Source organism: Mucilaginibacter celer (assembly GCF_003576455.2).
Lineage (GTDB): Bacteria > Bacteroidota > Bacteroidia > Sphingobacteriales > Sphingobacteriaceae > Mucilaginibacter > Mucilaginibacter celer.
Genome location: NZ_CP032869.1, coordinates 933,124 through 955,832 on the forward strand (window position 1 = coordinate 933,124; position 22,709 = coordinate 955,832).

Annotated in this window: 24 protein-coding genes; 19 read left to right on the forward strand and 5 right to left on the reverse strand. The window is 46.0% G+C overall.

The window, feature by feature from the left end:
• The first annotated feature begins 104 nt into the window (after nt 1-104).
• On the forward strand, nt 105-1,769 hold the full coding sequence (locus HYN43_RS03685) for a hypothetical protein (RefSeq protein WP_205589862.1): 1,665 nt from the start codon (nt 105-107) through the stop codon (nt 1,767-1,769).
• Between the two features lie 78 nt (nt 1,770-1,847).
• Here HYN43_RS03685 and HYN43_RS03690 read toward each other — a convergent pair whose 3' ends face one another.
• Nucleotides 1,848-2,345 (reverse strand): nuclear transport factor 2 family protein, encoded by a 498-nt coding sequence (locus tag HYN43_RS03690; RefSeq protein ID WP_119408172.1) that lies wholly within the window; start codon nt 2,343-2,345, stop codon nt 1,848-1,850.
• A gap of 70 nt (nt 2,346-2,415) precedes the next feature.
• On the opposite strand from HYN43_RS03690, the gene HYN43_RS30150 reads away from it, so the two are divergent.
• From HYN43_RS30150 to HYN43_RS03715, 5 genes are all read left to right on the forward strand, one after another.
• Nucleotides 2,416-2,556 carry a hypothetical protein gene (locus HYN43_RS30150; protein ID WP_162996301.1) on the forward strand — a complete coding sequence of 47 codons (141 nt, stop codon included), beginning with the start codon at nt 2,416-2,418 and terminating at the stop codon, nt 2,554-2,556.
• Nucleotides 2,557-2,983: 427 nt separating this feature from the next.
• Nucleotides 2,984-3,403 (forward strand): hypothetical protein, encoded by a 420-nt coding sequence (locus HYN43_RS03695; protein WP_205589863.1) that lies wholly within the window; start codon nt 2,984-2,986, stop codon nt 3,401-3,403.
• Between the two features lie 51 nt (nt 3,404-3,454).
• Entirely contained in the window at nt 3,455-4,048 is a 594-nt protein-coding gene (locus HYN43_RS03700) for a penicillin-binding protein activator LpoB (RefSeq protein ID WP_119408173.1), read from the forward strand.
• A 117-nt stretch (nt 4,049-4,165) separates the two neighbouring features.
• Entirely contained in the window at nt 4,166-5,539 is a 1,374-nt protein-coding gene (locus tag HYN43_RS03705; protein WP_245447148.1) for a COG3014 family protein, read from the forward strand.
• A 265-nt stretch (nt 5,540-5,804) separates the two neighbouring features.
• On the forward strand, nt 5,805-6,248 hold the full coding sequence (locus HYN43_RS03715; protein WP_119408176.1) for a GNAT family N-acetyltransferase: 444 nt from the start codon (nt 5,805-5,807) through the stop codon (nt 6,246-6,248).
• A gap of 3 nt (nt 6,249-6,251) precedes the next feature.
• Here the strand turns inward: HYN43_RS03715 and HYN43_RS03720 are convergent, their stop codons facing one another.
• Genes HYN43_RS03720 through HYN43_RS03735 form a run of 4 tightly spaced genes read right to left on the reverse strand, consistent with a single transcriptional unit; the run spans nt 6,252 to nt 11,111 of the window.
• Nucleotides 6,252-8,963, reverse strand: a complete 2,712-nt coding sequence (locus HYN43_RS03720) for a bifunctional YncE family protein/alkaline phosphatase family protein (protein ID WP_119408177.1) — start codon at nt 8,961-8,963, stop codon at nt 6,252-6,254.
• 7 nt (nt 8,964-8,970) lie between these two features.
• Complete coding sequence (gene phnN, locus HYN43_RS03725; protein WP_119408178.1) at nt 8,971-9,528, reverse strand: phosphonate metabolism protein/1,5-bisphosphokinase (PRPP-forming) PhnN; 558 nt, start codon at nt 9,526-9,528, stop codon at nt 8,971-8,973.
• Complete coding sequence (locus HYN43_RS03730) at nt 9,525-10,316, reverse strand: bifunctional hydroxymethylpyrimidine kinase/phosphomethylpyrimidine kinase (RefSeq protein ID WP_119408179.1); 792 nt, start codon at nt 10,314-10,316, stop codon at nt 9,525-9,527. The genes phnN and HYN43_RS03730 overlap by 4 nt, the downstream gene beginning before the upstream one ends.
• Nucleotides 10,317-11,111, reverse strand: a complete 795-nt coding sequence (locus HYN43_RS03735; protein WP_119408180.1) for an endonuclease/exonuclease/phosphatase family protein — start codon at nt 11,109-11,111, stop codon at nt 10,317-10,319.
• A 284-nt stretch (nt 11,112-11,395) separates the two neighbouring features.
• Between HYN43_RS03735 and HYN43_RS03740 the strand changes: the two genes are divergently transcribed.
• The 13 genes from HYN43_RS03740 to HYN43_RS03800 all read left to right on the forward strand — a co-directional run bounded on the left by HYN43_RS03740 (nt 11,396) and on the right by HYN43_RS03800 (nt 22,670).
• Nucleotides 11,396-12,106, forward strand: a complete 711-nt coding sequence (locus HYN43_RS03740; protein WP_119408181.1) for a response regulator — start codon at nt 11,396-11,398, stop codon at nt 12,104-12,106.
• 219 nt (nt 12,107-12,325) lie between these two features.
• Nucleotides 12,326-12,745 (forward strand): phosphonate C-P lyase system protein PhnG, encoded by a 420-nt coding sequence (locus HYN43_RS03745; protein ID WP_119408182.1) that lies wholly within the window; start codon nt 12,326-12,328, stop codon nt 12,743-12,745.
• A gap of 1 nt (nt 12,746) precedes the next feature.
• Entirely contained in the window at nt 12,747-13,355 is a 609-nt protein-coding gene (gene phnH, locus HYN43_RS03750) for a phosphonate C-P lyase system protein PhnH (protein WP_119408183.1), read from the forward strand.
• Between the two features lie 3 nt (nt 13,356-13,358).
• Nucleotides 13,359-14,489, forward strand: coding sequence for a carbon-phosphorus lyase complex subunit PhnI (locus tag HYN43_RS03755; protein ID WP_119408184.1), 1,131 nt, complete (start codon nt 13,359-13,361; stop codon nt 14,487-14,489).
• Between the two features lie 11 nt (nt 14,490-14,500).
• Nucleotides 14,501-15,406 carry an alpha-D-ribose 1-methylphosphonate 5-phosphate C-P-lyase PhnJ gene (locus HYN43_RS03760; protein WP_119408185.1) on the forward strand — a complete coding sequence of 302 codons (906 nt, stop codon included), beginning with the start codon at nt 14,501-14,503 and terminating at the stop codon, nt 15,404-15,406.
• Nucleotides 15,396-16,244: an ATP-binding cassette domain-containing protein gene (locus HYN43_RS03765; protein ID WP_119408186.1), complete on the forward strand. Its 849-nt coding sequence runs from the start codon at nt 15,396-15,398 to the stop codon at nt 16,242-16,244. Before HYN43_RS03760 ends, HYN43_RS03765 begins: the two co-directional genes overlap by 11 nt.
• A 27-nt stretch (nt 16,245-16,271) precedes the next feature.
• Complete coding sequence (locus HYN43_RS03770) at nt 16,272-16,979, forward strand: phosphonate C-P lyase system protein PhnL (RefSeq protein ID WP_119408187.1); 708 nt, start codon at nt 16,272-16,274, stop codon at nt 16,977-16,979.
• A gap of 213 nt (nt 16,980-17,192) precedes the next feature.
• Nucleotides 17,193-18,410 carry an alpha-D-ribose 1-methylphosphonate 5-triphosphate diphosphatase gene (locus HYN43_RS03775; RefSeq protein WP_119408188.1) on the forward strand — a complete coding sequence of 406 codons (1,218 nt, stop codon included), beginning with the start codon at nt 17,193-17,195 and terminating at the stop codon, nt 18,408-18,410.
• Nucleotides 18,400-19,206: a hypothetical protein gene (locus HYN43_RS03780; protein ID WP_119408189.1), complete on the forward strand. Its 807-nt coding sequence runs from the start codon at nt 18,400-18,402 to the stop codon at nt 19,204-19,206. Before HYN43_RS03775 ends, HYN43_RS03780 begins: the two co-directional genes overlap by 11 nt.
• A 15-nt stretch (nt 19,207-19,221) precedes the next feature.
• On the forward strand, nt 19,222-19,869 hold the full coding sequence (locus HYN43_RS03785) for a DapH/DapD/GlmU-related protein (protein WP_119408190.1): 648 nt from the start codon (nt 19,222-19,224) through the stop codon (nt 19,867-19,869).
• Nucleotides 19,870-19,881: 12 nt separating this feature from the next.
• The gene (locus HYN43_RS03790) at nt 19,882-20,796 is read left to right on the forward strand and encodes a phosphate/phosphite/phosphonate ABC transporter substrate-binding protein (protein ID WP_119408191.1); all 915 of its coding nucleotides are present in this window, start codon (nt 19,882-19,884) and stop codon (nt 20,794-20,796) included.
• A 1-nt stretch (nt 20,797) separates the two neighbouring features.
• Complete coding sequence (locus tag HYN43_RS03795) at nt 20,798-21,718, forward strand: phosphate/phosphite/phosphonate ABC transporter substrate-binding protein (RefSeq protein WP_119408192.1); 921 nt, start codon at nt 20,798-20,800, stop codon at nt 21,716-21,718.
• 25 nt (nt 21,719-21,743) lie between these two features.
• Complete coding sequence (locus HYN43_RS03800; RefSeq protein WP_119408193.1) at nt 21,744-22,670, forward strand: phosphate/phosphite/phosphonate ABC transporter substrate-binding protein; 927 nt, start codon at nt 21,744-21,746, stop codon at nt 22,668-22,670.
• The last annotated feature ends 39 nt before the right edge of the window (nt 22,671-22,709 follow it).

Below are 22,709 nucleotides of genomic sequence, written 5' to 3' on the forward strand. Positions count from 1 at the left end.
GCGCACATGGTGCCTGGACGATAGAGGTTAACAAGACAGAGGAGGACAGTGAACTTTTAGGCGATGAGTACTTTTATCAGTTACCACAAAAATCATTATAAGCCTTGAAACATCGCCTCATTTTTTCTACAATACTGTGTTGTTTATTTTCGTTAAATGCGTTAGCGTACAAACAGCCCACAGAAATACCATCGCCTAAAATTGTTAATATCGTCAACTTTATCCGCCTGCTTGAGCCGCGTGATGCTGCTATTACCGAAGATGTATTATATCAAACGGTGGTTAAACAGGTAGAGATCATGAAAAAATATCATCTCGGCGGTACATTTTTACTACAGTATGATGCCCTGATCGACCCAAGATATCAGAAACTGCTCAAAGCCTTACCCCGCAACTCGTTCGAAATAGGTGCCTGGTGGGAAATCCCGCAGCCACAGGTTGAAAAAGCCGGACTGAAGTGGCGTGGCCGCTACCCCTGGGACTGGCGTGCCAATATCGGCTTCGCAACCGGTTATACACCCAAAGAGCGCGAAAAACTGATCGATGTTTACATGGCCGATTTTAAAAAGATTTTTGGTTATTACCCCAAATCGGTAGCCTCCTGGTTTATTGATAGCTATAGTTTGGATTATATGTACCGCAAATATCGTATTGTGGCATCGGCAAATTGTAAAGATCAATATGGTACCGATGGTTATACACTTTGGGGCGGCTACTGGAACCAGGCTTATTATCCAAGTAAAATCAACTCGTATATGCCGGCCCAGCATGTACAGAACCAGATCCCGGTACCCATTTTCAGGATGCTGGGCAGCGATCCCATCCGCCAGTATGATAATGGCCTGGGCACAGCGCGTCAGGGTGTAGTTACGCTCGAACCCGTTTATAAATTTGGCGGCGGCGATTCGACCTGGGTTAACTGGTTTTTAAAATCATTTACGGAAGATAAAGCACTCGGCTTTAATTATACCCAGGCCGGGCAGGAAAATTCCTTTACCTGGGATGCCATGGCCAAAGGTTTCGAAATACAGATGCCGCTGCTGGCCCGTCTACGAAATGAACATAAAATAAAAGTGGAGACGTTGGAACAATCTGGACTTTGGTTTAAACAAAAATATAAAGTTACCCCGCCAACCTCGTTTACCGTAAGTAAGGATATTGAAGGCAGCAACCTGAAAACAGCCTGGTTTAACAGCCGCTTTTACCGCATCAATATGCTTTGGGAAAACGGCAATCTCCGCATCCGCGACATCCATTTGTTTGATGAAAACTTCCCTTCGGTTTATACCCAACAGGTGGCTACCTCAAACGAGTGTACATTTTTTACCCTGCCGGTTGTTGATGGCTATATATGGAGTAAGCCTAATGAAATAGGTGGTTTGTGCTTAAAGTCGGTTATTGATGGTAAGGAGATCCTGCTGCAAGGTGGCGATCCGGTATTTAGCAACAAAACAGCCGGTTCAATGCACATTTCATGGCCGCTTACGTCTGTAAAAGGATCATTAGAGGTTGATATGGATGAAAAGCAGATTAAAATGCGTTTGGTAAGCGATAAACAATTGAACTGGTATTTTGATATGACAACTGCTTCGGGTGCTACATTACCCTACACATCTATTGGAGCTAAACAAATAAACAGCAAATTTGAAGGAACAAGCTATGCTTTCAAGGCTGTTAAAGGTATTTTTAGTAAGCCGGGAGAAGGGATTGTGTTCAGGTTGAAACCGGAGGAGAATGTTGTTTTGTTTGATTGTTCAAGCCCCCTCTAAATCTCCCCCGGCAGGGGAGACTTTTGGGATATGTTTTTACTTTTTAAGCCCTCCCTTCCGGGGAGGGTTTGGGAGGGGCTAATGCCCCACACTCACTACCCGCGCCACTTTCCACTGTCCATCTTTTAGCTGCCAGATGTGTACAAATTTCATTGTGCCAATTATTTTCTGCCCGTTTTCGGTATGGATAAAAATATGGGTACCCATTTCAATAGCGCCGTAGCCGGGCATGGGGTATACCTCCAGGCTTTCTTTTACCAGGTCGCGGCGTAAGTCGGCGGCTTGTTTGTTTTCAAAAATGCCTTTAAAGCCGGCCATGGTCGCATCGTAACCGGTAACACCTTTTCCATCGTTGTAAAACTCAACATCAGGAGTGAAGAGGGTTTTCATCGCATCGAGTTTGCGGTTGTTAAAGGCGTTAAACATTACGCTGTCCATGTGGGCAATAGTGTTAAATAGTTGAGGATCTTTGGGTTTGAAAGCAGTGGTTTGCGCTTTAGCTGAGGTTAATGAAAACGCGTTAATGAGAACGGTTGCGATGGTTATTGCGAGTATATTTTGGACTAATTTTTTCATAGACTTTATAAGTTTAAATATAATGCATTGACGCCCGGCAGGACATACTTGTTACAGGAATAAAGCTAAAATGAAAACGGATTTTGTGTTAGGGATTGAAGCGGATACCGGCCTGTGGCTAAGGCCTGTGCAGTATGAGCGTAAAGCCCGGGCCGCAGGCAACACCCTTGTTCAGTTGGCAGTAAGGAGTAGGCAGTTTGCAGTTATCTGAACCGTTGATGTAAAATGATTACGTTGATTGCGCTGATTTTTTGTCTGAACTCGAATTTGGGGGAATTAAGGAATTAGCAGAATGCAAATCAAATTCGAAAAATTCTAAAAATTCCCCCAAATTCGAGTTCAGACAAAAAGAAAAATCCTACCCATCCCAAAAATCCACCCAAATCCCGGTTCAGACATCCGCGCAATCAAAACTATCAACAATCAAAATCGGTGTAATCAAAAATTAATCGGTGTAATCCCAAAAAATAAAAATCAATCGGTGTAATCCCCCCAAATAAAATCATGGTTCAGAATAAACCTTCCCTTCACACCAAAGTCAAAATCCCATCAATCTAACATAATTTAACATTTACCAAGGGTTGCGCTGTAATATTTGGTGCCGCTTTTGCGTAACTTTACTTATTAAATTAATCACAATGAAAAATAATATCATTATTGCGGCTTGCGTACTTGTGTGCAGCTTATTTGGCGGCATAGTGAAAGCCCAGCAACAAACAGCATTACTTCCTGATCAAAACCCGCGTTACGCCGAAAGCCAGGCTAAATATGCACGTGTGGCCGATACTTTAAACAGTTTACATGGCGTTACCATTCAAAATACCTATAAAGCGTATGATTGGTACGAGGCTAAGTTAGAACGCCGCCGCCAAAACCGCCAGTGGAGGCATGAGGAGCGCATGAATGGTTATTATGATTATTCACCATCATGGGGTTTATACGGTGGTTACTCGTACTCTCCTTTTTTAAACTACGGCTGGGGCAACCGCTGGGGTGGCTATGGTGGCCGCTGGGGCTGGGGAGGCCGCACCAGTATTGGTATCGGTTTCGGCTGGTAACAATTGCGCTAATACACAATCTAACATATCATAATTTACAATATACTACAGATGAAATTTAACAGGATCATAGCAGTTGCTGCCATCGCTTTTTCAGGAATATTAATTAACTCATGCTCGCGCCAGGTTACCCGCGTAAGTACCGATGAAACTATCGACGTAAGCGGCAACTGGAACAACAGCGATGCCCGCATGGCTGCCGACGAGCTGACCGGCAAAATTTTAGGTGCCGCCTGGATAGATACCCACATGAACGAGCATCAGGGTAAACGCCCCGTGGTAATAGTTGGCTTTGTTCAAAACAAAAGCCACGAACATATTGATGCCGAAACTTTCTTAACTGATATTGAAAGTTCATTCATCCAATCGCAAAAAGTACGTTTGGTACAGGGCGGTAAAAAACGTGAAGAACTGCGTGCCGAAAAAGCCGACCAGCAAACCAACGCCACCGTATCGAGCATGAAAAAATTCGGTATGGAAAATGGTGCCGATTATATTTTGCAAGGCTCAATCAACTCCATTGTTGATGCCCACAAACGCCAGAAAGTGGTTTACTACCAGGTAAACCTCGAGCTTACCAATATCCAGACAAACGAAGTAGTTTGGATAGGCGAAAAGAAAATTGCCAAATACGTAAAAAATTAATTCCGCATACCAATCATAGCGCCCCGAACACGGTTTGCCTGCGTTCGGGGCTGTTTGCATCATATAATGATCAATTCACGTACGCATATTTGCCGGGTATTTGCTTTTATTGGGCTAATGTTTTGGTTATCGGGCTGCGCCACCTATAACCAAAGTGTGGCACCTTACTATAAAAGCGTATCGGCCGGTAATTATACCCAGGCCGAAAAAGACCTCGATGGCAACAGCCTTATCCAGAAGCCGCGCAACAAGCTGTTATACCTGATGGAGAAAGGCCGCATCAGCCACCTAAGGGGCGAATACGATAACAGCAATAAATATTTTAACGAGGCCGATCAACTATTGGATCAGGGCTTGGGCGGCGCGTCTGACGCGGCCGTTGGCGTTTTGCTCAACTCCGCTTCACAAAACTATAAAGGCGAGGATTTTGAAAAATTCATGATCCACTATTATAAGGCGCTCAACTATATTTACCTGAACCAAACGGATGAAGCCATTGTTGAGGCCCGCCGTATTACATTACAATCGCAGCAACAGGGTGATAAATTCAATAATAAAGATAACCGCTACACCGACGATGCTTTTTCGTTGATGCTACAGGGAATGCTTTACGAGGCCAATAACGATGTTAACAACGCTTTTATATCATACCGTAATGCTGCCGAGATCTACCTCAAAAGCCCGGATAAAACTTACTACGGTACTACCATACCGGTAGGTTTAGAGCAGGACGTGATCCGCACCGCTAAACTGAACGGCTTTACCACCGAAGCCGATGAGTTTGAAAAAACATTCGGCATCAGCTATCAGCCCGGCAAACCATCAGAAGGCGGCGACCTGATATTTTTTTGGGAGAATGGTCTCGCGCCTGTTAAAACCCAGGTTAATATGTTTTTTAGTTTGATCAGGAACAGCGATGGCGATCTGTTTTTCTCTGATGCTGGAGGCGGTATTGTAGTCCCATTTAACTATACCGGCGACAGAGGGAAGGTAAACACCAAATCGGTTGAAAGCCTGAACGTGGCTTATCCTAAATATGTAGCTCAAACACCGTACTATACCAGTGCCACAATCACTAACAACGGGCAGGAAGCTTATTTAACCCAGGCCGAAAACATTAACGAACTGGCTTTTAAAACGCTTCAGCAACGTGCCTTAAAAGAACTGGGAGGGATCTTATCGCGGGTTGCCGTTAAAAAAATGGCCGAATACTCGGTAAGGGCCGCAGCTAAAAGCGATGGAAAAACCAATGGCTGGCTGGAAGGCCTGAGTTATGGTATACAGTTATACAGCTTGTTATCCGAAAAAGCCGATACCCGTAACTGGCAAAGTTTGCCGGCTTACATTTCCTATACCCGGATCCCGCTGCAAAAGGGGGATAATAAGATCAGTATTACGCTGAAAAATGCACAGGGTGCAAGTGAAACTAAAACCATTAATGTACAGGGTACAGGTAGGTTGCAGTTTTATAATTTTGCTACGTTGAGGTAAGCGAAGATTACTCACCCCGACATCGCTGCGCTCGTCACCCCTCTCTGTGCAAGCGCAAAGAGGGGAAACGTAATAGTTATAATTTCTATATTCCCAACCCTCTTTCCGGCTTGCCGAAGAGAGGGTGGTCCGGCGAAGCGTAGACCGGGTGAGTAAATTATGCGAATTGCTATTTTTCCTCCCATTACCCACATCTAAATCCCCGCTAACAAACCGCTAATAATTAATACGGAGTTTTAACCTGCCATAATTATTATTTTGCAATATGCCCGCCGATCAGATAACGCTAAGAGACGCCACCCCGGCCGATATTGAAACCATAGCCCAGTTAATGACCGATATGAGCTATCCTACCAGCCTTGCCGATATGCAGGCCCGCATGGAAGCCATATTCGCCCACCCGGATTACAGAACTTTATTGGCTGTTTATAACAATGAAATTGTAGGCCTGGCCGGTTTACAAAAGGGTTTGTATTACGAAAAAAATGGCAACTATCTGCGCGTACTGGCTTTTGTGGTTAAGGAAACTGCCCGTAACCTTGGCGTAGGCAAAATATTGGTTAAAGCCTGGGAAGACTACGCCGCCCAACAGGGCCTGCGTACCGTGCTTATCAATAGCGGTAACCGGGATGACAGAAAAATAGCCCATCTTTTTTATAAAAAAATGGGCTACGAGATCAAATCATCTGGATTTGTGAAGTCGTTTTAAGTATTAATCATCATCGTCGTCGGCTACAGGTTTGCCTGTAAGCTTCGCCGGGTATACCTTTTTACCTTTGGCGGCGTACCATAAAATGCGGTTCAATAAATCGTCGTTGCCTCCGTCAATATGGTTAAACTCGGGCCGTAATGATGCTTTGGCAAAATATAATGCCGGCCCCTTTAATGAAGCCAGTTTTGGGTTCATATCATTAAGCGGGATACGATTAGGAATTGCCTTATAGGTATATGATGATGCTTTCGGTCCGAAGCAATCAAACATTGGCAGGGCTGTTGCGTCGATGATATTCATAGGCGGGATACCCAATATCTGTTCGATAGAACGTACTACGCAGGTTTGATTATAGTTGGTTGATACCGTTTTTTGCGTTTGGCTGTACGGGCTGATCACGTAGCCGGTAGTGCGGTAGGCAGAAATATGATCCCAGCCGGCCTGCGAGTCATCCTCGGTAACAAAAACAACTGTATTTTTCCAGAAACGGCTTTTGCTCAACGCTTCAATAATGCGGCCTAAAGCAAGGTCATTATCGGCTACCATGGCTTCAGGTTTAGGCAAGCCCGGGCGGGTACCCTGGGTATGATCGGTTGAAAGGGCCATTACCATTAGTTCGGGCAGTTCGTCGCCGGGTTGTTTTTCATATCCTTCCAATTCCTTAATAAATGCCGAAGCCCTGATCTGGTCGGTTATTTTCAATTCGTCGGAGCCGGGGTAGTTTTGCGATAGCATGGGTCTTACCCTCGATATGGTGCTGGTATTATGAAATTTAAATGGTGTGCCTGCCTGGTACTGGTTGTAGATCTCCGTCCAGCTTAGTTTCTCATCGTAATGCGGCGTTGAAGCTTCACCATAGATCCTTACTTTTTTACCATGATCGGCAGCATTATTCCAGATAAAACCTTTGCTATCATAAACCAGCGCGTCTTCCTGTACGTGGGGGTAGCTCCTGAACCATGCCCTTACGTTTTTAGCCACATAATCGGTAACCATGGCGGCATCCGTCCACTGGTGGCCTTCGGCCGAGCATTTGCCCGATGCATAATAGTTATCCATCAGTACAAAATCGCGGGCTATCTGGTGTTGGTTGGGAGTTACTTTATCGCCGTAAATACATAGTGACGGTTCGCCTTTGCCTTGTGGCAGGTCGCCTAAAACCTGGTCGTACGTGCGGTTTTCTTTGATGATGTATAGCACGTGTTTAAATACCGATGGTTCGCCAATGCGTTCGGGCATCGGTTTTGGGGCAATGTTTTTACGTGGTAGCTGTTGGGCTATCTCTTGCCTGAAGGTGAGGTTAAGCGCTTTTACCTTTTCTGTATATTGATTTAGCTTTTGCTCATCAGGTAGCGGGATGACAGAAATGGTAGCTTTTTCATGGTGCGAGTTATAAGCCGTAACCTTATCCGGAACTTCCGATTTAAATTCTTTAGTGCTGATGCGTGAACCCTCACCTTCCAAATTGGTTACAAACAGCGAGTTGTGATCAACCAGTAAACCGCCCGGATAAGCTTCGGTAGGGATGAAACCTTTTATGGTTGATTTGCCGGCACCTGCAGTTGAGGCTTTTGCACCCAGTTGAACTACCGCCACTGCATTATCAAGTCCGTTGGCAACATACAGGGTTGTGCCCTCATCATTGATGGCCAGCGCATTGGGCGAATCGCCTATGTAACTGTTTTTAGCTGTTGTAAGTTGTACCGGGATTTTTTCAACTACTTTATAATCGGGGATACTGATCACCGATACATTATCGCTGTTGGCATTGGCTACATATAAAAAGCGATTGTCGTTGCTTTTGATGATAACATTGGGGTGTAAACCTACCGGGATTTCTTTTACCATATCACCTGTATTGATATCGGTAACCTGCACGGTTCCCAATAGGGTTGCGCCCGTTTTAGGGTCAACATAAGTGTTTCCGTAAGGAACGCCGGCTGTTTCGCGTCTTACGGTATCGGTAGGCATCGGGCCGCCCCAATTGGTAACAAAAATATGCCGGCCAACAATAGCTAAGCCGTAAGGTGCCACGCCGGTTGGCTTTGTCCATATAGTTTTACGGGTGTTCAGATCAATTTTAACCAGTTGGTTATTACCGTTCAGCGCTACATAGAGGTAATCGGTTCCGTTTTCGTTGTTGATAATAAGTTCATTAGGCAGTGCCAATGGTGAAGGTGCCACCGGGCTAAACGGAAACGCATTTTCTATGCTGATCTTCTCGCCATCCCAGGCGGCCTGCATTACAAACGATTTGTGGTTGCCGCCGTTTGATGCACTCCAGAAGATCTGCGTTTTATCGCCCTTTTTTAAAACTTTAATGCCCGAATAAGTGCTCATCAGGCCGTTGTATTGCTTATCGCCGGTGAAAGTCCATTTGGCTATCACTTTGCTTTTAACTGTATCAATCAGTGTGATGCCATAGCGGTCTTCAACTGCCAGTATGGTGCTTTCGGGGATCAGTTTTACGTCGAGGCTATGATTTTCAAGGTTAGGATCACCAAAGCTAATCACCTTTCCTGCCGGATCAATAATGCGGTTATAGGGCATCACAACCGGCAGTACGCGATTGGTAAGTGTGCTATCATCGTAAGCACTATGCATATTGGTTTGTTCGGAGACCTCTGCGCCGTTATCTTTTTTAACCGAATGGCAGGCGGAACCCAGCATTGCCGATATGGCCAAAACAACGGATAATATCCTGATCTTCATATTTTGCTTAGATAAGTATTTTTTGAGTTGCCGATAGAAGGCTTACCAGTTCGTTACCCGCATCTTCAATCCCTCCATTGTTTTGTATGGTGGTGCAGTTTTCAAGGTTAACGTCGAGCCCGGCAGTGCGGGCAATACGGGCGGCTATTTCCTCATCCGTTTCGCGGCCGCGGCCAGCCAGGCGCTTGATGAGCACTTCGGCACTGGCAGTTATTAAAATTACAAACAGATCGGGGTATAAGCGTTGGGCAACAGGCAGGTACTCCCGCGAGCCATTAACCACTACGTTAAAACCTTTATTAAGCCAGTTGTTAATTTCCTGCCCAATGCCGTAATATTTACCATGGCTTCCCCAGTGCAGTGCAAACATGCCACCTTTTTTCATCAGCTCAAACTCTTCATTGCTTAAGCTTACATGATTTTCGCTTCCGGCAAACGGCGGCCGGGTGATATACCGGTGGGCAAAGATCACGTTTTCTGATCCGTTAATCTGCTGGCGGGCGTAGTTCATCAGGGTATCTTTACCGGCACCTGATGGGCCGATAACGTAAAATAACTTACTCATATTTTATTGATAGTTGAGAGTAAAAGGTCGGTTGAGTTTTGTTGGATGGTGTTGCCAATTAACTGATGCGTTTGATCTGCGGCTTGTTTTAACGCATCTTCGGTGTTTAAACCATTAAAAAAGTGCTGCAGTATAAATAGGGCTAAAAATGCATCGCCTGTGCCGCCAAAGTTTTGGGGCTGCACCGGATGTAGGTAATTGTACAAGCCGTTTTTGCCGTAATAACGAATCCCAATTGCATCATCGCCGGTTTTAAGACTGGTAATGACCAAATCAGCCTTATGAAAACGCTGCCTGAACTGATCGATACAAACGTCATCCACATCTGAGGCATCGGGTGCATAATCGGTTAACAGTTTTATTTCGGTTATATTCGGGAAAACCATATTCGCCTGGGCAATCAGCTCCGGCCATCTCGTAATTATATCAGCAGGTACATACACCCTGCCATGATCTCCGCAAACAGGATCCACAATAATGGTTTTAATGATCGGGCGATATGTTCTTATCATTTCACTGATCACAGCCACCTGAGCGGCATTGCCCAGGTAACCAATGTAAAGAATCAGTTCAAGACCGCGATTAGCAGCCAGTTCAAATGTGCCCTGAAGCAATTCAGCAAAAGGCGGATCGAACTTTTTAATGAGTGCCATGTTAGTTAGCCCGTTTAAAAGCAGGCTCGGTACCGGCAGCAGCCTCTCTCCCAAAATAGTGGTGAAAGATTTTAAGCTTGCCGTTCCATGAACGGCGAAACTGCTGATAGCTAAAACATGGGGCACCTTTTTCATCTAATCGATAACAAGGGTTGTGGTGATGCCGAAATGATCGCTTGCGTAAAGGCCGCTTTCATCATCGGGCACATTTAATGTCACAGCCGAGTTAATAAACGTTGGGTAACCACCGTTTGGCAGGGGCAGAGAGAAGATCTGGTCAATACAGATCTGTTTATTGGCTTTATAATAAGCGTCGGTAAGGCTGTAATGCGGTTCGGTACCATTACCGGCAGTATAACAATCAATCGCGCGTGATTTTGCTAAAAAAGCTTTCACTTCATCCGAATCTGGCGTGGCGTTAAAATCGCCGCAGATGATGTGATAGGGGTGACTGGCATCTGTACTTACAAAAGCGGCCAGCGCTTCGGCCTGTCTTTCTCTTAAACCGTGGGCGTGGCCCAGGTGGGTTAAATGAGTGGTGGTTAGCAATATGTTTGTAGCAACTGGCAGGCTAACAGAAACCGTAAAAGCTTTACGGTCGTTATCTTCCGGAACAACAGGTAAATCGATCTGTTTAAATTTGCTCAGGGGATAAAGCGATAATACACCCAGGCCCGAGGTACTATTAACCAGGTGCCCCTCAAACAGGCGTTTTTTTGATCGTCCGGGTAAAAAGCAGTAGTTCATATCCAGTTCGGCGGCCAAAAATTTCAGGGTGTCGGCTTTTGCTTCTTCACTGTAAAAACATTCCTGGCAGGCTATAATATGGGGTTTTAATTCTTTCAGTTGCCTGGCCAGTATGCGCATGCGCAGCCTGTAATCACCATCACATTTCCACGTGTTTATGGTTATAATTTTAACGTTTTCCACAAAGGCAATATCAGGAATCTAAATTGTACAATCAACATTCAGTAATTATTAGGTTAGCATTAGTTTTATATTAAACATGAGGCAAACGGATATAAACTGATTGTGATTGATGGATATTTTAATATAGGATTGTGTGAATATTAGCCAATGATTAGCAAATGGTTTGATTTGTGTTTTTTGGGAAATGATTTAACAGAAAATGAGCTTTTTATTGTTAGGATTTAACAATGGGCTAATCTTTACTTTAACTGTGTTCGCTAATATCGTGATGGTAAAAATAGCTTATGAGAAAACACCGGCTTGTTATTATCGACGATCATTACGATATCCTCGAGATCCTGAAACACAACATGGTGCAGGAAGGCTACGAGGTTAAAATGTTCTTCAACGCGGTCGATGCCCTCAAATACATCAACGCTGATAACACCGACCTGCTGGTAACCGACTGGATGCTGCCCGAAATGGACGGCCTGGAACTTTGCCGCAACCTCAAAATGAGCCAATCTACCCGCGATATCCCCCTGGTAATGCTCACCGGCAAAAACGACGAGATAGATGCCGTAACCGCCCTCGAAGTTGGTGCTGAAGACTATATGACCAAACCCATCCGCATGCGCGAACTGATGAGCCGTGTAAAAAAAATCCTCCGCCGTAAAAGTAGTGAGGACACTACGAATAACCGGAAGGAGATTAAAGAAACCATCGAATGCGGCGTACTTCGCATGAACCTCGTTAGCTACAAAGTGTACATTAATAATGAGCTGTTAGAACTAACTATTGGCGAGTTTAAGCTACTCGAATTGTTAGCCAAACAACCCGGTAAGGTTTTTTCCCGCAACCAGATCATCGAGCGGATTAATGGCTCGCAGTATTTTGCTACCGAAAGATCTATTGATGTGCAGATTGCTGGGTTAAGGAAAAAGTTAGGCGAGTATAAGGATGCAGTGGAGACGGTGAGGTCGGTGGGTTATAGGTTTAATGAGCGGTTTGTTTAATCGCTAACCATCTTAAAGCCGTCATTGCGAGGCACGAAGCAATCCCCGATAAGCAGAGCGGCCATGCAAGTTCGCCTTGTATATAGGGGATTGCTTCGTGCCTCGCAATGACGTGGTAGATAGAAGGCTCACCTAACAATCCCCTAACAAAACAATATCCCTTCCCTAATTATATCCAAATAATTGCGGGCTAATTTTGATTCAAATCATTAAGCCCCGATGGAAGAACAGGACTTTATATTATGCGAGTGCGAGCTGGAACCGCTCCAGGCTTTCGTTGCCTCGATTGAAGAAAACTTTGATATAACCATTGCCAAAGCCCCCTCAACCTGCATGACCATGATCCAGGCTGAAGACTCGGTAGAGTTCCAGGAGTTTTACCTGGGAGAGGCGCTGACCACCGAATGTGAGATTTTAGTGAACGGCCAGCGTGGTTATGGCATTTGTTTAGGCGATGAGCCTGTCCGTTCTTATTGCGTTGGCTTTATTGATGCGCTTACCCAACTCCCTGGTGCCGATTTACAAGTTATATATGCTTTTTTAAATGAACAGCTACAACTGATCCGCAAGGCCGAACAATTGGAATATAACCAGATCATGCGCACCCGCGTTGATTTTAAACTGATGGAACAGGAATAATATGCAAACCGAACTACACTACGATACCATTTTTGATGCGCAACAGCATTTTCGTTTGCTGTTGGATAGCATGGCGCGTCCGGGAAAGATAAATACTTTTTCCTCATCGGATATTTTACCGCCGGCCGGTTTAGACCAGGCTGCCGCGCTTACCGGCTTTGCTTTATTGAATGCCGATACCAACTATCACATTATAGGTGAAAACATGGAAGATATTGCTACTTACCTGTTGGTGAACACAGCGGCCCAACAAGTGGGTATAGATATGGCCGATTATATCTTTTTGCCCGAAAATCATGATGGCCATGGTTTAGAAGAAGCTCGCGTTGGCACACCGGTTTACCCCGAAGACAGCGCTACATTGATTGCCGCTGCCGAACTGATAGGTACTGAAGTTATTATAGATTCTTTGAAGATAAATCTGCAAGGCCCCGGTGTAAATGGTGAAGCCGTGGTATGGGTTAAGGGCATCAGCCCTGAATTGTTGGATTATGTGAAAGAGCAAAACATCGAATACCCGCTGGGCATTGACCTCATTATTACCGACAGGCAAAACAACCTGCTCTGCATTCCGCGCAGCAACAAGTTTACTTACACTAAAACTAACTAAAACATGGGATACGTAGCAGTAAAGGGCGGTACCGAAGCCATTCACAATGCAGGCGAACTGGCGGAGTTTTACCGTGTAAAGGGCGATACTACCCCGATTGATATTAAACAGATTAGGGCGCAGATGCGCCTGGCTATTGATAAGGTGATGGGCGAGGGCGGTATCTACGCCCCCGAGTACGCGGCCATAGCCCTGAAACAAGCCGAAGGCGATGTATACGAAGCCGCGTTTATTTTAAGGGCTTTCCGTACAACCTTACAACGCAATTATTATTCTTATGTGATCAATACCCGCGAGATGTTTGTGAAACGCAAAATCTCGGCATCCTTCCGGGAAATTCCTGGCGGGCAAATTCTTGGCCCAACCCGCGATTATACTCAACGTACACTTGATACCGCTAAGGCTACCGAAACTGCTATAGATATAAATACCTTTTTAGATGGGTTTGATGCCAAAATTGATCCTGAAAAACTGGAAGGGATCAGCACATTCGGCAAAGTGATCGACCTGCTCCAACAGGAAAGTTTATTAGCCCCGCCCGATGAAACGGAAGATCGCCGGCTGATAGATATTACCCGCGAAGCGATCAAATTCCCGGCCCCGCGCTCGGCAAGGTTGCAGATGATGGCCCGTGCCGAAACAGGAGGTTTGATGGCTCTGGGTTATAGCAGCCAGCGTGGCTTTGGCAGCGTACATCCAACCGTTGGTGAATTGCGCTACGGCACCGTGCCTGTGCATATAAAAGATGCCAGCGGCCGCAAACGCTACATCGGCAAAATTGAGGTTACCGAAAACGAGATGATAACCGGTAGCAAAGCCGCCAAAAAAGGTGCTCCGCCATACTTTACCATTGGGTACGGCCTGTGTTTTGGCCATAACGAAACTAAGGTAATTTGTATGAGCACACTGGATAGCGCTATGCGCCGCCCCGAAATGGGTGCCCCTGCAAACGATCAGGAGTTTGTACTATACCATACCGAAGGCGTTGAGGCCATGGGTTTTACCAATCACCTCAAGCTGCCGCACTATGTTACTTTCCAGTCCAGCCTGAGCAATACCCGCGCGGCGGTTGAGCGGAGCAATCAAAATAACAAAGAGGTTGAACAGCAAATGATCCAGATGGCATCGGTTTAAAGCACCCTATCATGATTGAAAATACCAAGTACGCCAACAAATACAATTTTGCCTTTATTGATGAGGCTACCAAAAAGGAGATCCGCCGCAAGCTGCTGAAAGCTGTAGCGATCCCCGGCCACCAGGTGCCGTATTCATCGCCCGAGATGCCTATTTCGCGGGGATGGGGTACGGGAGGTTTGCACATTACCCTCGCCGTTATTGGTAAGGAAGATGTGTTTAAAATTATTGACCAGGGCAGCGATGCCAGCGTAAACGCCTGTAACCTGCGCGAGTTTGTAAACGGGATGACCGGCTGCAAAACCACTTTCGATACCGCTGAAGCCACCCTGATCCAAACCCGCCACCGTATTACCGAGGAGGAACTGACCGATAAGCAGATCATTGTTTTCCAGGTGCCATTGCCCGAGCCTTTGCGTATGGTAGAGCGCTACGAATACAAAACCCTGCAAATGCATGCCGAGGCGGATTACGCCAAAATGTACGTATCGCTATATGAATCATACGTGCGTCACGGGGCTATTATGCAGGGTGCCGGTTACCCGGTTATGGTGAACGGCAGGTATATCATGTCGCCATCGCCGATCCCACGTTGGGATACACCGAACCTGAACCAGGCACAAACCTTGTTTTTATTTGGTGCAGGCCGGGAAAAGCGCCTGTACGCGGTACCACCTTTTACTGATGTAGAGCCACTGGAGTTTGAGGATGTAAACTTTGAGATAGAAGATTTCAGCAAAAGCGAGTGCTATAAAACAGGGTATAAGAAAGCGTTTTTAGATGAGATCTACTCGGACGATGGCAGCCGCAAATTTGTGATCAGCGACAGCAACTTCCTGGATAAGAAAACCGAAAAGCAGGAAACCCACCAATACAGCAATAAATACATAGACCAACTGCAAGAATATGGCCTTTAACCAGGATAACTGGTTGCTGCGCGTGCGCAACCTGACCAAAATATACGGCGAACCAAATGAGCGGACACTGGCGCAAACCGGTCCGGAGTTTGGCTCCAACATCTGCCCCGAAACCGAGAGTATTGTGGCATGTGCTGATATCAGCTTCGACTTATATCCCGGTGAAGTACTGGGCATAGTAGGCGAAAGCGGATCGGGCAAAAGCACGGTGGTGAAAATGCTGTACTTCGATCTGGAAAAAACTTTTGGCGCGGCTTGGCTTAAGCCTTACAACGATGGACTGAGCGATATTCTTCAGGAATCGAACCAGCGCAAACGATACATCCGTAACAACCTGATGGGCATGGTGTACCAAAACCCGCGCGACGGGTTGAACTTCGGCTTTTCATCAGGCGGCAACATTGCCGAAAAGCTGATCATGGCCGGGCAGATGAACGTTGGCAATATCCGCGCAAGGGCCTCTGATCTCCTTAACAAAACTGAAGTTCCGGTGCAACGGATGGATAACCGCCCCGGTACATTCAGTGGCGGTATGCAGCAAAGGGTGCAGATCTCTAAAGCCATAGCCAATAATCCGCCGTTGTTGTTTTTGGATGAGGTAACTACAGGTTTGGATGTATCGGTACAGGCTAAAGTATTGGATCTGATCCGCGAGTTGCAAACCGATTTGGGGATTGCCATGATCGTGGTATCGCATGATCTGTCGGTGATCCGCATGCTTACCGATAGGGTGATGGTAATGAAAAACGGCCGCATTGTAGAAAGCGGTTTAACCGACCAGATCCTACAGGATCCGCAGCACGAATATTCGCAACTGCTGGTAAGCTCATTGTTATAATAAACACATACAGGCTGATATAAAGTAATGAACATATTAGAAGTTAACGACCTGAGCAAGGTATTCAACCTGCATATCCTTAACAATAAAAAAATTGAGGCCCTTGCCGATATCAATTTTACGATGAAGGAGGGCGAGATCATTGGGCTTACCGGTAAATCGGGTTCCGGGAAATCGAGTTTGATGAAGTGCATTTACCGCACGTACCTGGCCTCATCGGGCGAAATTATTTACAAATCGAACGATGGCAGCCTTGATTTAGTAAAAGCTGATGACCACAGGGTTATTGAGCTCCGTAAAACCGAGATAAACTACTGCTCACAGTTTTTAAGCGTAATTCCCCGTGTAACTGCCGTTGATGTGGTTTGTGAAAATCTGTTCAGAGTAGAAAAAAATAAAGAAGTGGCCCGCAGCAAAGCTAAAGAAATGCTGGAAGAGCTGGCCCTCCCCGGCGAACTGTTTGATGCCTTTCCGGTAACCTTTAGCGGCGGCGAACAGCAGCGCATTAACGTGGCCCGCGCCATCATCGCCTCACCACGGTTTTTGTTGATAGATGAGCCTACCGCTTCGCTTGATGCCCGTACCAAGGATGTAGTGATTGATATGATATTGGGATTGAAGCAAAACGGTACTTCGGTGCTTTGTATCTCACATGATGAATATACTTTGGAGAGATTGTGCGACAGAAGGATCGATCTGCAGTTTGGCAGGATCAATGAGGTGGAGGTTGTTTGAGGGGAGGTGAGTGGTTGATTAAGTTGATTGGTTGAATGGTTGTTTTACAAAGAACGAAATAAGAAAAGCACGGGATTGTGCGATTCCCTCCTTGGGAGGGTGTAGGGAGGGGTTTCATCGCCAGGCATAGCGAATAAGCAAGACGTACAAACCCCTCCCTGCCACAACACAATCCAACACACCCCCCCGGGAGGGAATAAAAAAATAAACAAAATGAGATCATTCATTATCAGTAATGCCACAGTAATCACTCCAACCGAAGTGCTCCAAAATACTTCGGTACTGGTAGAACATGGCATTATTACCCACATAGCCCCGCAAATTGATGAGCAACTTGCGGAATACACTATTGATGCACAGGGTGATATCCTGATGCCCGGCATTATCGATATCCACACCGATGCTATGGATGCCGAAATTGTACCGCGTACAGGTGCCGATATCCCTATCAATGTGGCCTTCCGCGAGTTGGAGCGAAAAATGAGCGGTTGTGGTTTTACTACCGTTTATCACTCCATGCACTTGGGTTATGACATGGCCGAAATGCACTCGCGCAGCAAATACACCCGTGATGAGGTTTTTGAAACCGTCCATCGCGCGGCAAAAGGCAGTACGCTTTTAAATAACAAGATCCACCTAAGGTTCGAACTATCGGGCGTAAAAGCTTACGAAAGCTGCTTTGAGCTGATGGATAAAGGCTATGTGCAACTGTTATCGGTAATGGATCATACACCGGGCCAGGGGCAAATCAGCAAGGAATATTTTATAGCTTTTGCCATAAAAATGGGCAAATCGGCCGAGGAAGCCGAACAGGCTTTTATTGATAAACTGGCCATGCCAATTATCAAGGAAGAAAAACTGGAAGCGATGATCAAACACGCGCAACAACTGCACATCCCCGTAGCATCGCACGATGACGACAGCGTGGAGAAAGTGAATTATATGCGCGGTTTAGGCATCGATATCTGCGAGTTTCCTATTACTATGGAGACAGCTAAGCATGCCGCCAAATTGGGCATGCACGTAGTTGGCGGTGCTTCCAATATTTTAAGAGGCGGTTCATTATCGGGCAACCTGAACATGAAGGATGCTGTTTTGCAGGGCGCGGTTGATTCGCTTTGTTCTGATTATTACCCGCCGGCTATTATTCATGCTATATTTAAGTTATATAATGAAGAGGGTATGCCGCTGCCCGACGCTGTGAAAATGGCTACCCTTAACCCGGCCAAAGCGGTTGGCATCAGCACACATACCGGCAGTATTGAAACCGGTAAAGACGCCGATTTGGTGATTGTAAAACTGCTTGACGGCATCCCCATGGTAACGCACACCATTGTACGCGGCCATATGGTGGCACAGGCCAGCAACAAAATAAATTATAATAAGGACTATCAACCCGATAATAATTTATCATTAACCAATGAGCTATAAGCAGGCAACAGCGGGCACTATGGACCTAACCTTTGAGGATTACAACCAAAGGCAGCTCCACGAAATTTCGACCGAAAGGAACCGGGAACGGGCTTTGGATGCCCGCCCTGCAGGCAATTTCATTTATAAAAACGATGGCTGGCAACCTTTGGAATATGAAGGTTTTGCCGTTGTGTCAATGCTGAGCGAAAACCCAGGCAACGAACCGCTTACCGCCCGCCTCATCGCTGTACAAAAGGAGCTGAGTTTAAACCTCTCGCCACGTACCGCTTTTTACCAGCTCCCGCCACAGAGTTTTCATCAAACCGTAGCCAATACTTTATCTGCCGATAGGTTTAAGCAACACATCCTCAATGCCGGGCTCGAAGAAACTTATCCATCCATTGTTGCCAACGCTTTTAAGCGCATCCCCTCAACCGAGGGCGAATCGCTTATCCGCATGAAAATGGCGGGTTTGAGTGTGTTTGGCACCGCTATAGGTATTTTGGGTGTTTTTGAAGACGAGGGTGATTATAGCCAGATAGTCAATTTTCGCTCGGCTTTTTATGCTGATGAACAACTGGCTAAGCTGGATGTGAGGATGACCCGCCCTTTCATCGGTCATATCACGTTAAGTTATATCGAACAAAACCTCAATAAAAACCAGAAAGAACATTTGGCTACTGTGGTTAACGAGATTAATGAAGGTTTGGCTATGGAGGAAAACTATTTCAATATAGCGCTAACCGGCCTGCGGAGATACCACCACCTGGCCGATTTTATGAAGAAGGATAACTACCCCGTTCATCAATTTTAATCAGCTTTTTTAGTGATGAAATATTTTGAAAACTTCCCTCCGGTTACCGAACAAAAGCAAGTACACCAGTTGGGCCGGGAACCCTATATCCAACCCGGTTGTATGGTGAAAGACAGCTGCCTTGGCGAGTGGACAGCCCTCGGTGCCGGTACCTGGCTGGTTGAATCAACGTTTGGCGATTATAGCTATACCGCAGGCAACGTACAGATCATCTACTCCGAAATAGGTAAATATTGCTCCATCGCCAACAGCGTGCGCATCAATCCGGGCAACCACCCGAAATGGCGTGTAACACAGCACCACATGACGTATCGCCGGTCTCATTATGGTTTAGGTGAGGATGACAAGGAGTTTTTTCAATGGCGCAGGGAGCATAAATGTATCATTGGTCATGATGTGTGGATTGGTCATGGCGCGGTGATTATGCCAGGGGTTAGCATCGGTACAGGTGCGATCATAGGCTCGGGCGCAGTGGTTACCAAAGATGTTGGCCCTTATGAAATAGCGGTAGGCGTTGCTGCCAAAGTGATTAAAAAACGCTTTGACGATGCCACTATCGAAAAACTGTTAGCCAGCCAATGGTGGAACTGGGACCGCGAAACCCTCGAACAAAATTTTGACGATCTGCTCAATTTAGAAGTATTCATCGATAAATATTGTTAATCATCATCCCCTATGAAAAAACTGATCACCGCCGCGGCGTTCATCGCTTTAACGGCACTTGCGGCCTGCAAAAACAAAACCGCGCTGGATAGCAACGGCGTGCCTGAAACCCTTACCATTGGCGTAGTTCAATCGGAAGGAGTGGAAGGAATAAAACAGGTTCGGGAGCAAATGCGCGATTACCTGTCGAAGAAACTGAATATGCCGGTAGAATTGGTTTACAGTAACGATTATACCGGCGTTATCGAGGCTTTGCGTGCCAACAAAGCCCACATTGCCGATATCCAGCCCTTCGCCTACGTTATTGCTACCCGTACCATGAAGCTTAACCCACTGGTTACGCTGGGCAATAACGGTAAGCCGGTAACCTATAAAAGCGTCATCATCAGCAACGCGCACGGTAATATCAAAACTATGGATGATGTGAAGGCGCATTCAAAAAACCTGGTGCTTGGTTTTGTAGAGCCCGCATCAACATCGGGCCACCTCATCCCAAGGGCTTATTTAAACAGCATCGGTTTAAACCCGGACACAGCTTTTAAGCAAACCATTTTTGCGGGTAACCATCTTACTTCGGTACTATCAGTAAAATCGGGCAAAACAGATATCGGCTGCACAACCAACCTCATTTTTATGTTGATGACCAAGGCCAAAATGATAAACGATGACGATATCCGTATTCTCTGGACATCCGACCCCATCGTGAGCGACCCTATAGTTGCCAAGGCCGAATTAAATAAAGATCTGCAAAAACGCATCCAACAGGCTTATCTCGACATGAATAAGGAACGCCCTGAGATATTGAAAGCCTATGTAAAAATCTTTATTAAAGATACCACGCGCCGCAGCTACATGGTATCCAACGATACTCTGTACAACGGCCTGCGCAAAATTGCAGGTGGTATTAAAAGCTTAAAGGCAAACTGATATGAAAGCGTTTATTCGTTTGCTGTTGGCAGGTTTGGTTGCAATGACCATTAGTGCCTGTAAAAACAAGGCCTCCCTTGATGCCAATGGTGTTCCCGGCAAACTGCTCATCGGATCGTATGGTGGTGATAACCCGGCTCAATATCGCGAAACGCTGGATCCTTTTGCCGCTTATCTCTCGAAAAAATTAGGAATGGAGGTTGAGTTTTTTTATACGACTGATTATCCCGCGTTGATAGAAGCCATGCGTTCAAAAAAAATCCACATGGCTCACCTTACACCTTACGCTTACATTCTGGCAACGCAAAAGCCGGGTTTGGAACCTTTGGTTACACTCGGCATTAAGGGTAAGCCCACGGTGTACAGCAGCATAATTTTCACCAATAAAAAAACGGGGCTAAAAACCATGGCCGATGTTAAGGCCCACGCCAAAAGCCTCACCCTTTGCTTTGCCGATCCGGCCTCTACTTCAGGGCATCTTGTGCCGCGGGGATATCTTGATTCTATCGGCCTCGACCCGGATAAGGCTTTTAAAGCAAGCATTTTTGCGGGCAGCCATGCCGCGGCAATTTTAAGTGTTAAATCCGAAAAGGTTGATATAGGGTGTTCCACGAGCGAACTGGCATTAGATAAACTGATCCGTGAGGGTGCGGTTAAGCGCGATGAGATTGTGATACTGTGGACATCGCCGCCTATTATTAATGATGCCATCGCTATCCGCACCGATCTCAACAAAGATTTTATCAAAAAAGTGCAGCAAGCCTACGTTAACGCCAACCGCGACGATTATGAGGCTTTTAAAAAGTACGTGCTGTTGTACTGGGCTGATCCGCGTCAAATGTCGTACGTGCCTGTGCAGGATTCGGCGTATAACTCGCTGCGCAGGATCGCATCAAAAATTAAAGATCTGAAACAGAAGTAAATAAGCGGTTTTAAAAGTTGTAAAGATGAGAAAACTGATAACAAACCTGTGTTTTTTAATCATGCTGCTCATATTTGGCAGTTGCGGCAACAGTGCCGACCTGGATGCTAACGGCATTCCGGGCAAACTGATCTTCACCATGTATGGTACCGACGATCCCGGCGCTTTGAAAGGCGCGGTAAAACCTTTTCAAAAATACCTGGAAAGCAAACTCGGCATGCCCGTAGAGTTTATTTACACTACCGATTATACATCGGTTATTCAGGCCATCCGGGCTAAGAAAACCCATCTGGCCTATCTAAGCCCGTTTTCGTACGTGCTGGCCTCGCAAAAACATGATATTACCCCTATAATAACCACCGGCGAAGATGGCAGGCAAAGCATGTATCACAGTATCATTTTCACCAACGTACATACCGGCATCAACAGCATTGCCGATTTAAAAACCCGCGCCAAAAACATCACGCTTTGCTTTGCCGACCCGGCTTCAACTTCAGGCCATCTCATCCCACGCGCCTATTTAACCACTCTTGGTTTAGATCCAGATAAAAACGCTTTTAAGGAAACCATTTTTGCAGGCAGCCACGTGGCTTCGGTACTGGCCGCGGCATCGGGCAAGGTAGATGTTGGTTGCTCGGCTACCGAGTACGGTTTGGAGATTGCCGAACGCAAGGGCGTAGTGAAAAAGGAAGATATTAAGGTGTTGTGGCAATCACAGCCCATAGTGAGCAGCCCGATTGTTGCCCGTAATGATTTGAATAAGGATTTTGTTAAAAAAATCCAAACCCTGTACCTGAACCTGGCCAAAGATGAGCCGGGTATTTTTTTGCCGTACATACGGCTGTTGCATGCTCAGCCCGAACGCTACTCATACCTGCCCGTTCAGGATTCGATGTATAACGGTATCAGGGCTATCGCCTCCGGAATTAAGGATTTGAATGTTGTTAAATAGTCGATAGTTGATGGTCCATAGTCCATAGACCATTGCAGG

Excerpts from the sequence above, each read along its gene's own strand:
- HYN43_RS03785 (WP_119408190.1), top strand. The coding sequence starts at position 19,222 with ATGAAATATTTTGAAAACTTCCCTCCGGTTACCGAACAAAAGCAAGTA.
- HYN43_RS03730 (WP_119408179.1), bottom strand. The coding sequence starts at position 10,316 with ATGAAAAAGGTGCCCCATGTTTTAGCTATCAGCAGTTTCGCCGTTCAT.
- HYN43_RS03800 (WP_119408193.1), top strand. The coding sequence starts at position 21,744 with ATGAGAAAACTGATAACAAACCTGTGTTTTTTAATCATGCTGCTCATA.
- HYN43_RS03775 (WP_119408188.1), top strand. The coding sequence starts at position 17,193 with ATGAGATCATTCATTATCAGTAATGCCACAGTAATCACTCCAACCGAA.
- HYN43_RS03695 (WP_205589863.1), top strand. The coding sequence starts at position 2,984 with ATGAAAAATAATATCATTATTGCGGCTTGCGTACTTGTGTGCAGCTTA.
- HYN43_RS03720 (WP_119408177.1), bottom strand. The coding sequence starts at position 8,963 with ATGAAGATCAGGATATTATCCGTTGTTTTGGCCATATCGGCAATGCTG.
- HYN43_RS03690 (WP_119408172.1), bottom strand. The coding sequence starts at position 2,345 with ATGAAAAAATTAGTCCAAAATATACTCGCAATAACCATCGCAACCGTT.
- HYN43_RS03790 (WP_119408191.1), top strand. The coding sequence starts at position 19,882 with ATGAAAAAACTGATCACCGCCGCGGCGTTCATCGCTTTAACGGCACTT.
- HYN43_RS03795 (WP_119408192.1), top strand. The coding sequence starts at position 20,798 with ATGAAAGCGTTTATTCGTTTGCTGTTGGCAGGTTTGGTTGCAATGACC.
- HYN43_RS03715 (WP_119408176.1), top strand. The coding sequence starts at position 5,805 with ATGCCCGCCGATCAGATAACGCTAAGAGACGCCACCCCGGCCGATATT.
- HYN43_RS03760 (WP_119408185.1), top strand. The coding sequence starts at position 14,501 with ATGATTGAAAATACCAAGTACGCCAACAAATACAATTTTGCCTTTATT.
- HYN43_RS03765 (WP_119408186.1), top strand. The coding sequence starts at position 15,396 with ATGGCCTTTAACCAGGATAACTGGTTGCTGCGCGTGCGCAACCTGACC.
- HYN43_RS03745 (WP_119408182.1), top strand. The coding sequence starts at position 12,326 with ATGGAAGAACAGGACTTTATATTATGCGAGTGCGAGCTGGAACCGCTC.
- phnN (WP_119408178.1), bottom strand. The coding sequence starts at position 9,528 with ATGAGTAAGTTATTTTACGTTATCGGCCCATCAGGTGCCGGTAAAGAT.
- phnH (WP_119408183.1), top strand. The coding sequence starts at position 12,747 with ATGCAAACCGAACTACACTACGATACCATTTTTGATGCGCAACAGCAT.
- HYN43_RS03755 (WP_119408184.1), top strand. The coding sequence starts at position 13,359 with ATGGGATACGTAGCAGTAAAGGGCGGTACCGAAGCCATTCACAATGCA.
- HYN43_RS30150 (WP_162996301.1), top strand. The coding sequence starts at position 2,416 with ATGAAAACGGATTTTGTGTTAGGGATTGAAGCGGATACCGGCCTGTGG.
- HYN43_RS03780 (WP_119408189.1), top strand. The coding sequence starts at position 18,400 with ATGAGCTATAAGCAGGCAACAGCGGGCACTATGGACCTAACCTTTGAG.
- HYN43_RS03700 (WP_119408173.1), top strand. The coding sequence starts at position 3,455 with ATGAAATTTAACAGGATCATAGCAGTTGCTGCCATCGCTTTTTCAGGA.
- HYN43_RS03740 (WP_119408181.1), top strand. The coding sequence starts at position 11,396 with ATGAGAAAACACCGGCTTGTTATTATCGACGATCATTACGATATCCTC.
- HYN43_RS03770 (WP_119408187.1), top strand. The coding sequence starts at position 16,272 with ATGAACATATTAGAAGTTAACGACCTGAGCAAGGTATTCAACCTGCAT.
- HYN43_RS03705 (WP_245447148.1), top strand. The coding sequence starts at position 4,166 with ATGTTTTGGTTATCGGGCTGCGCCACCTATAACCAAAGTGTGGCACCT.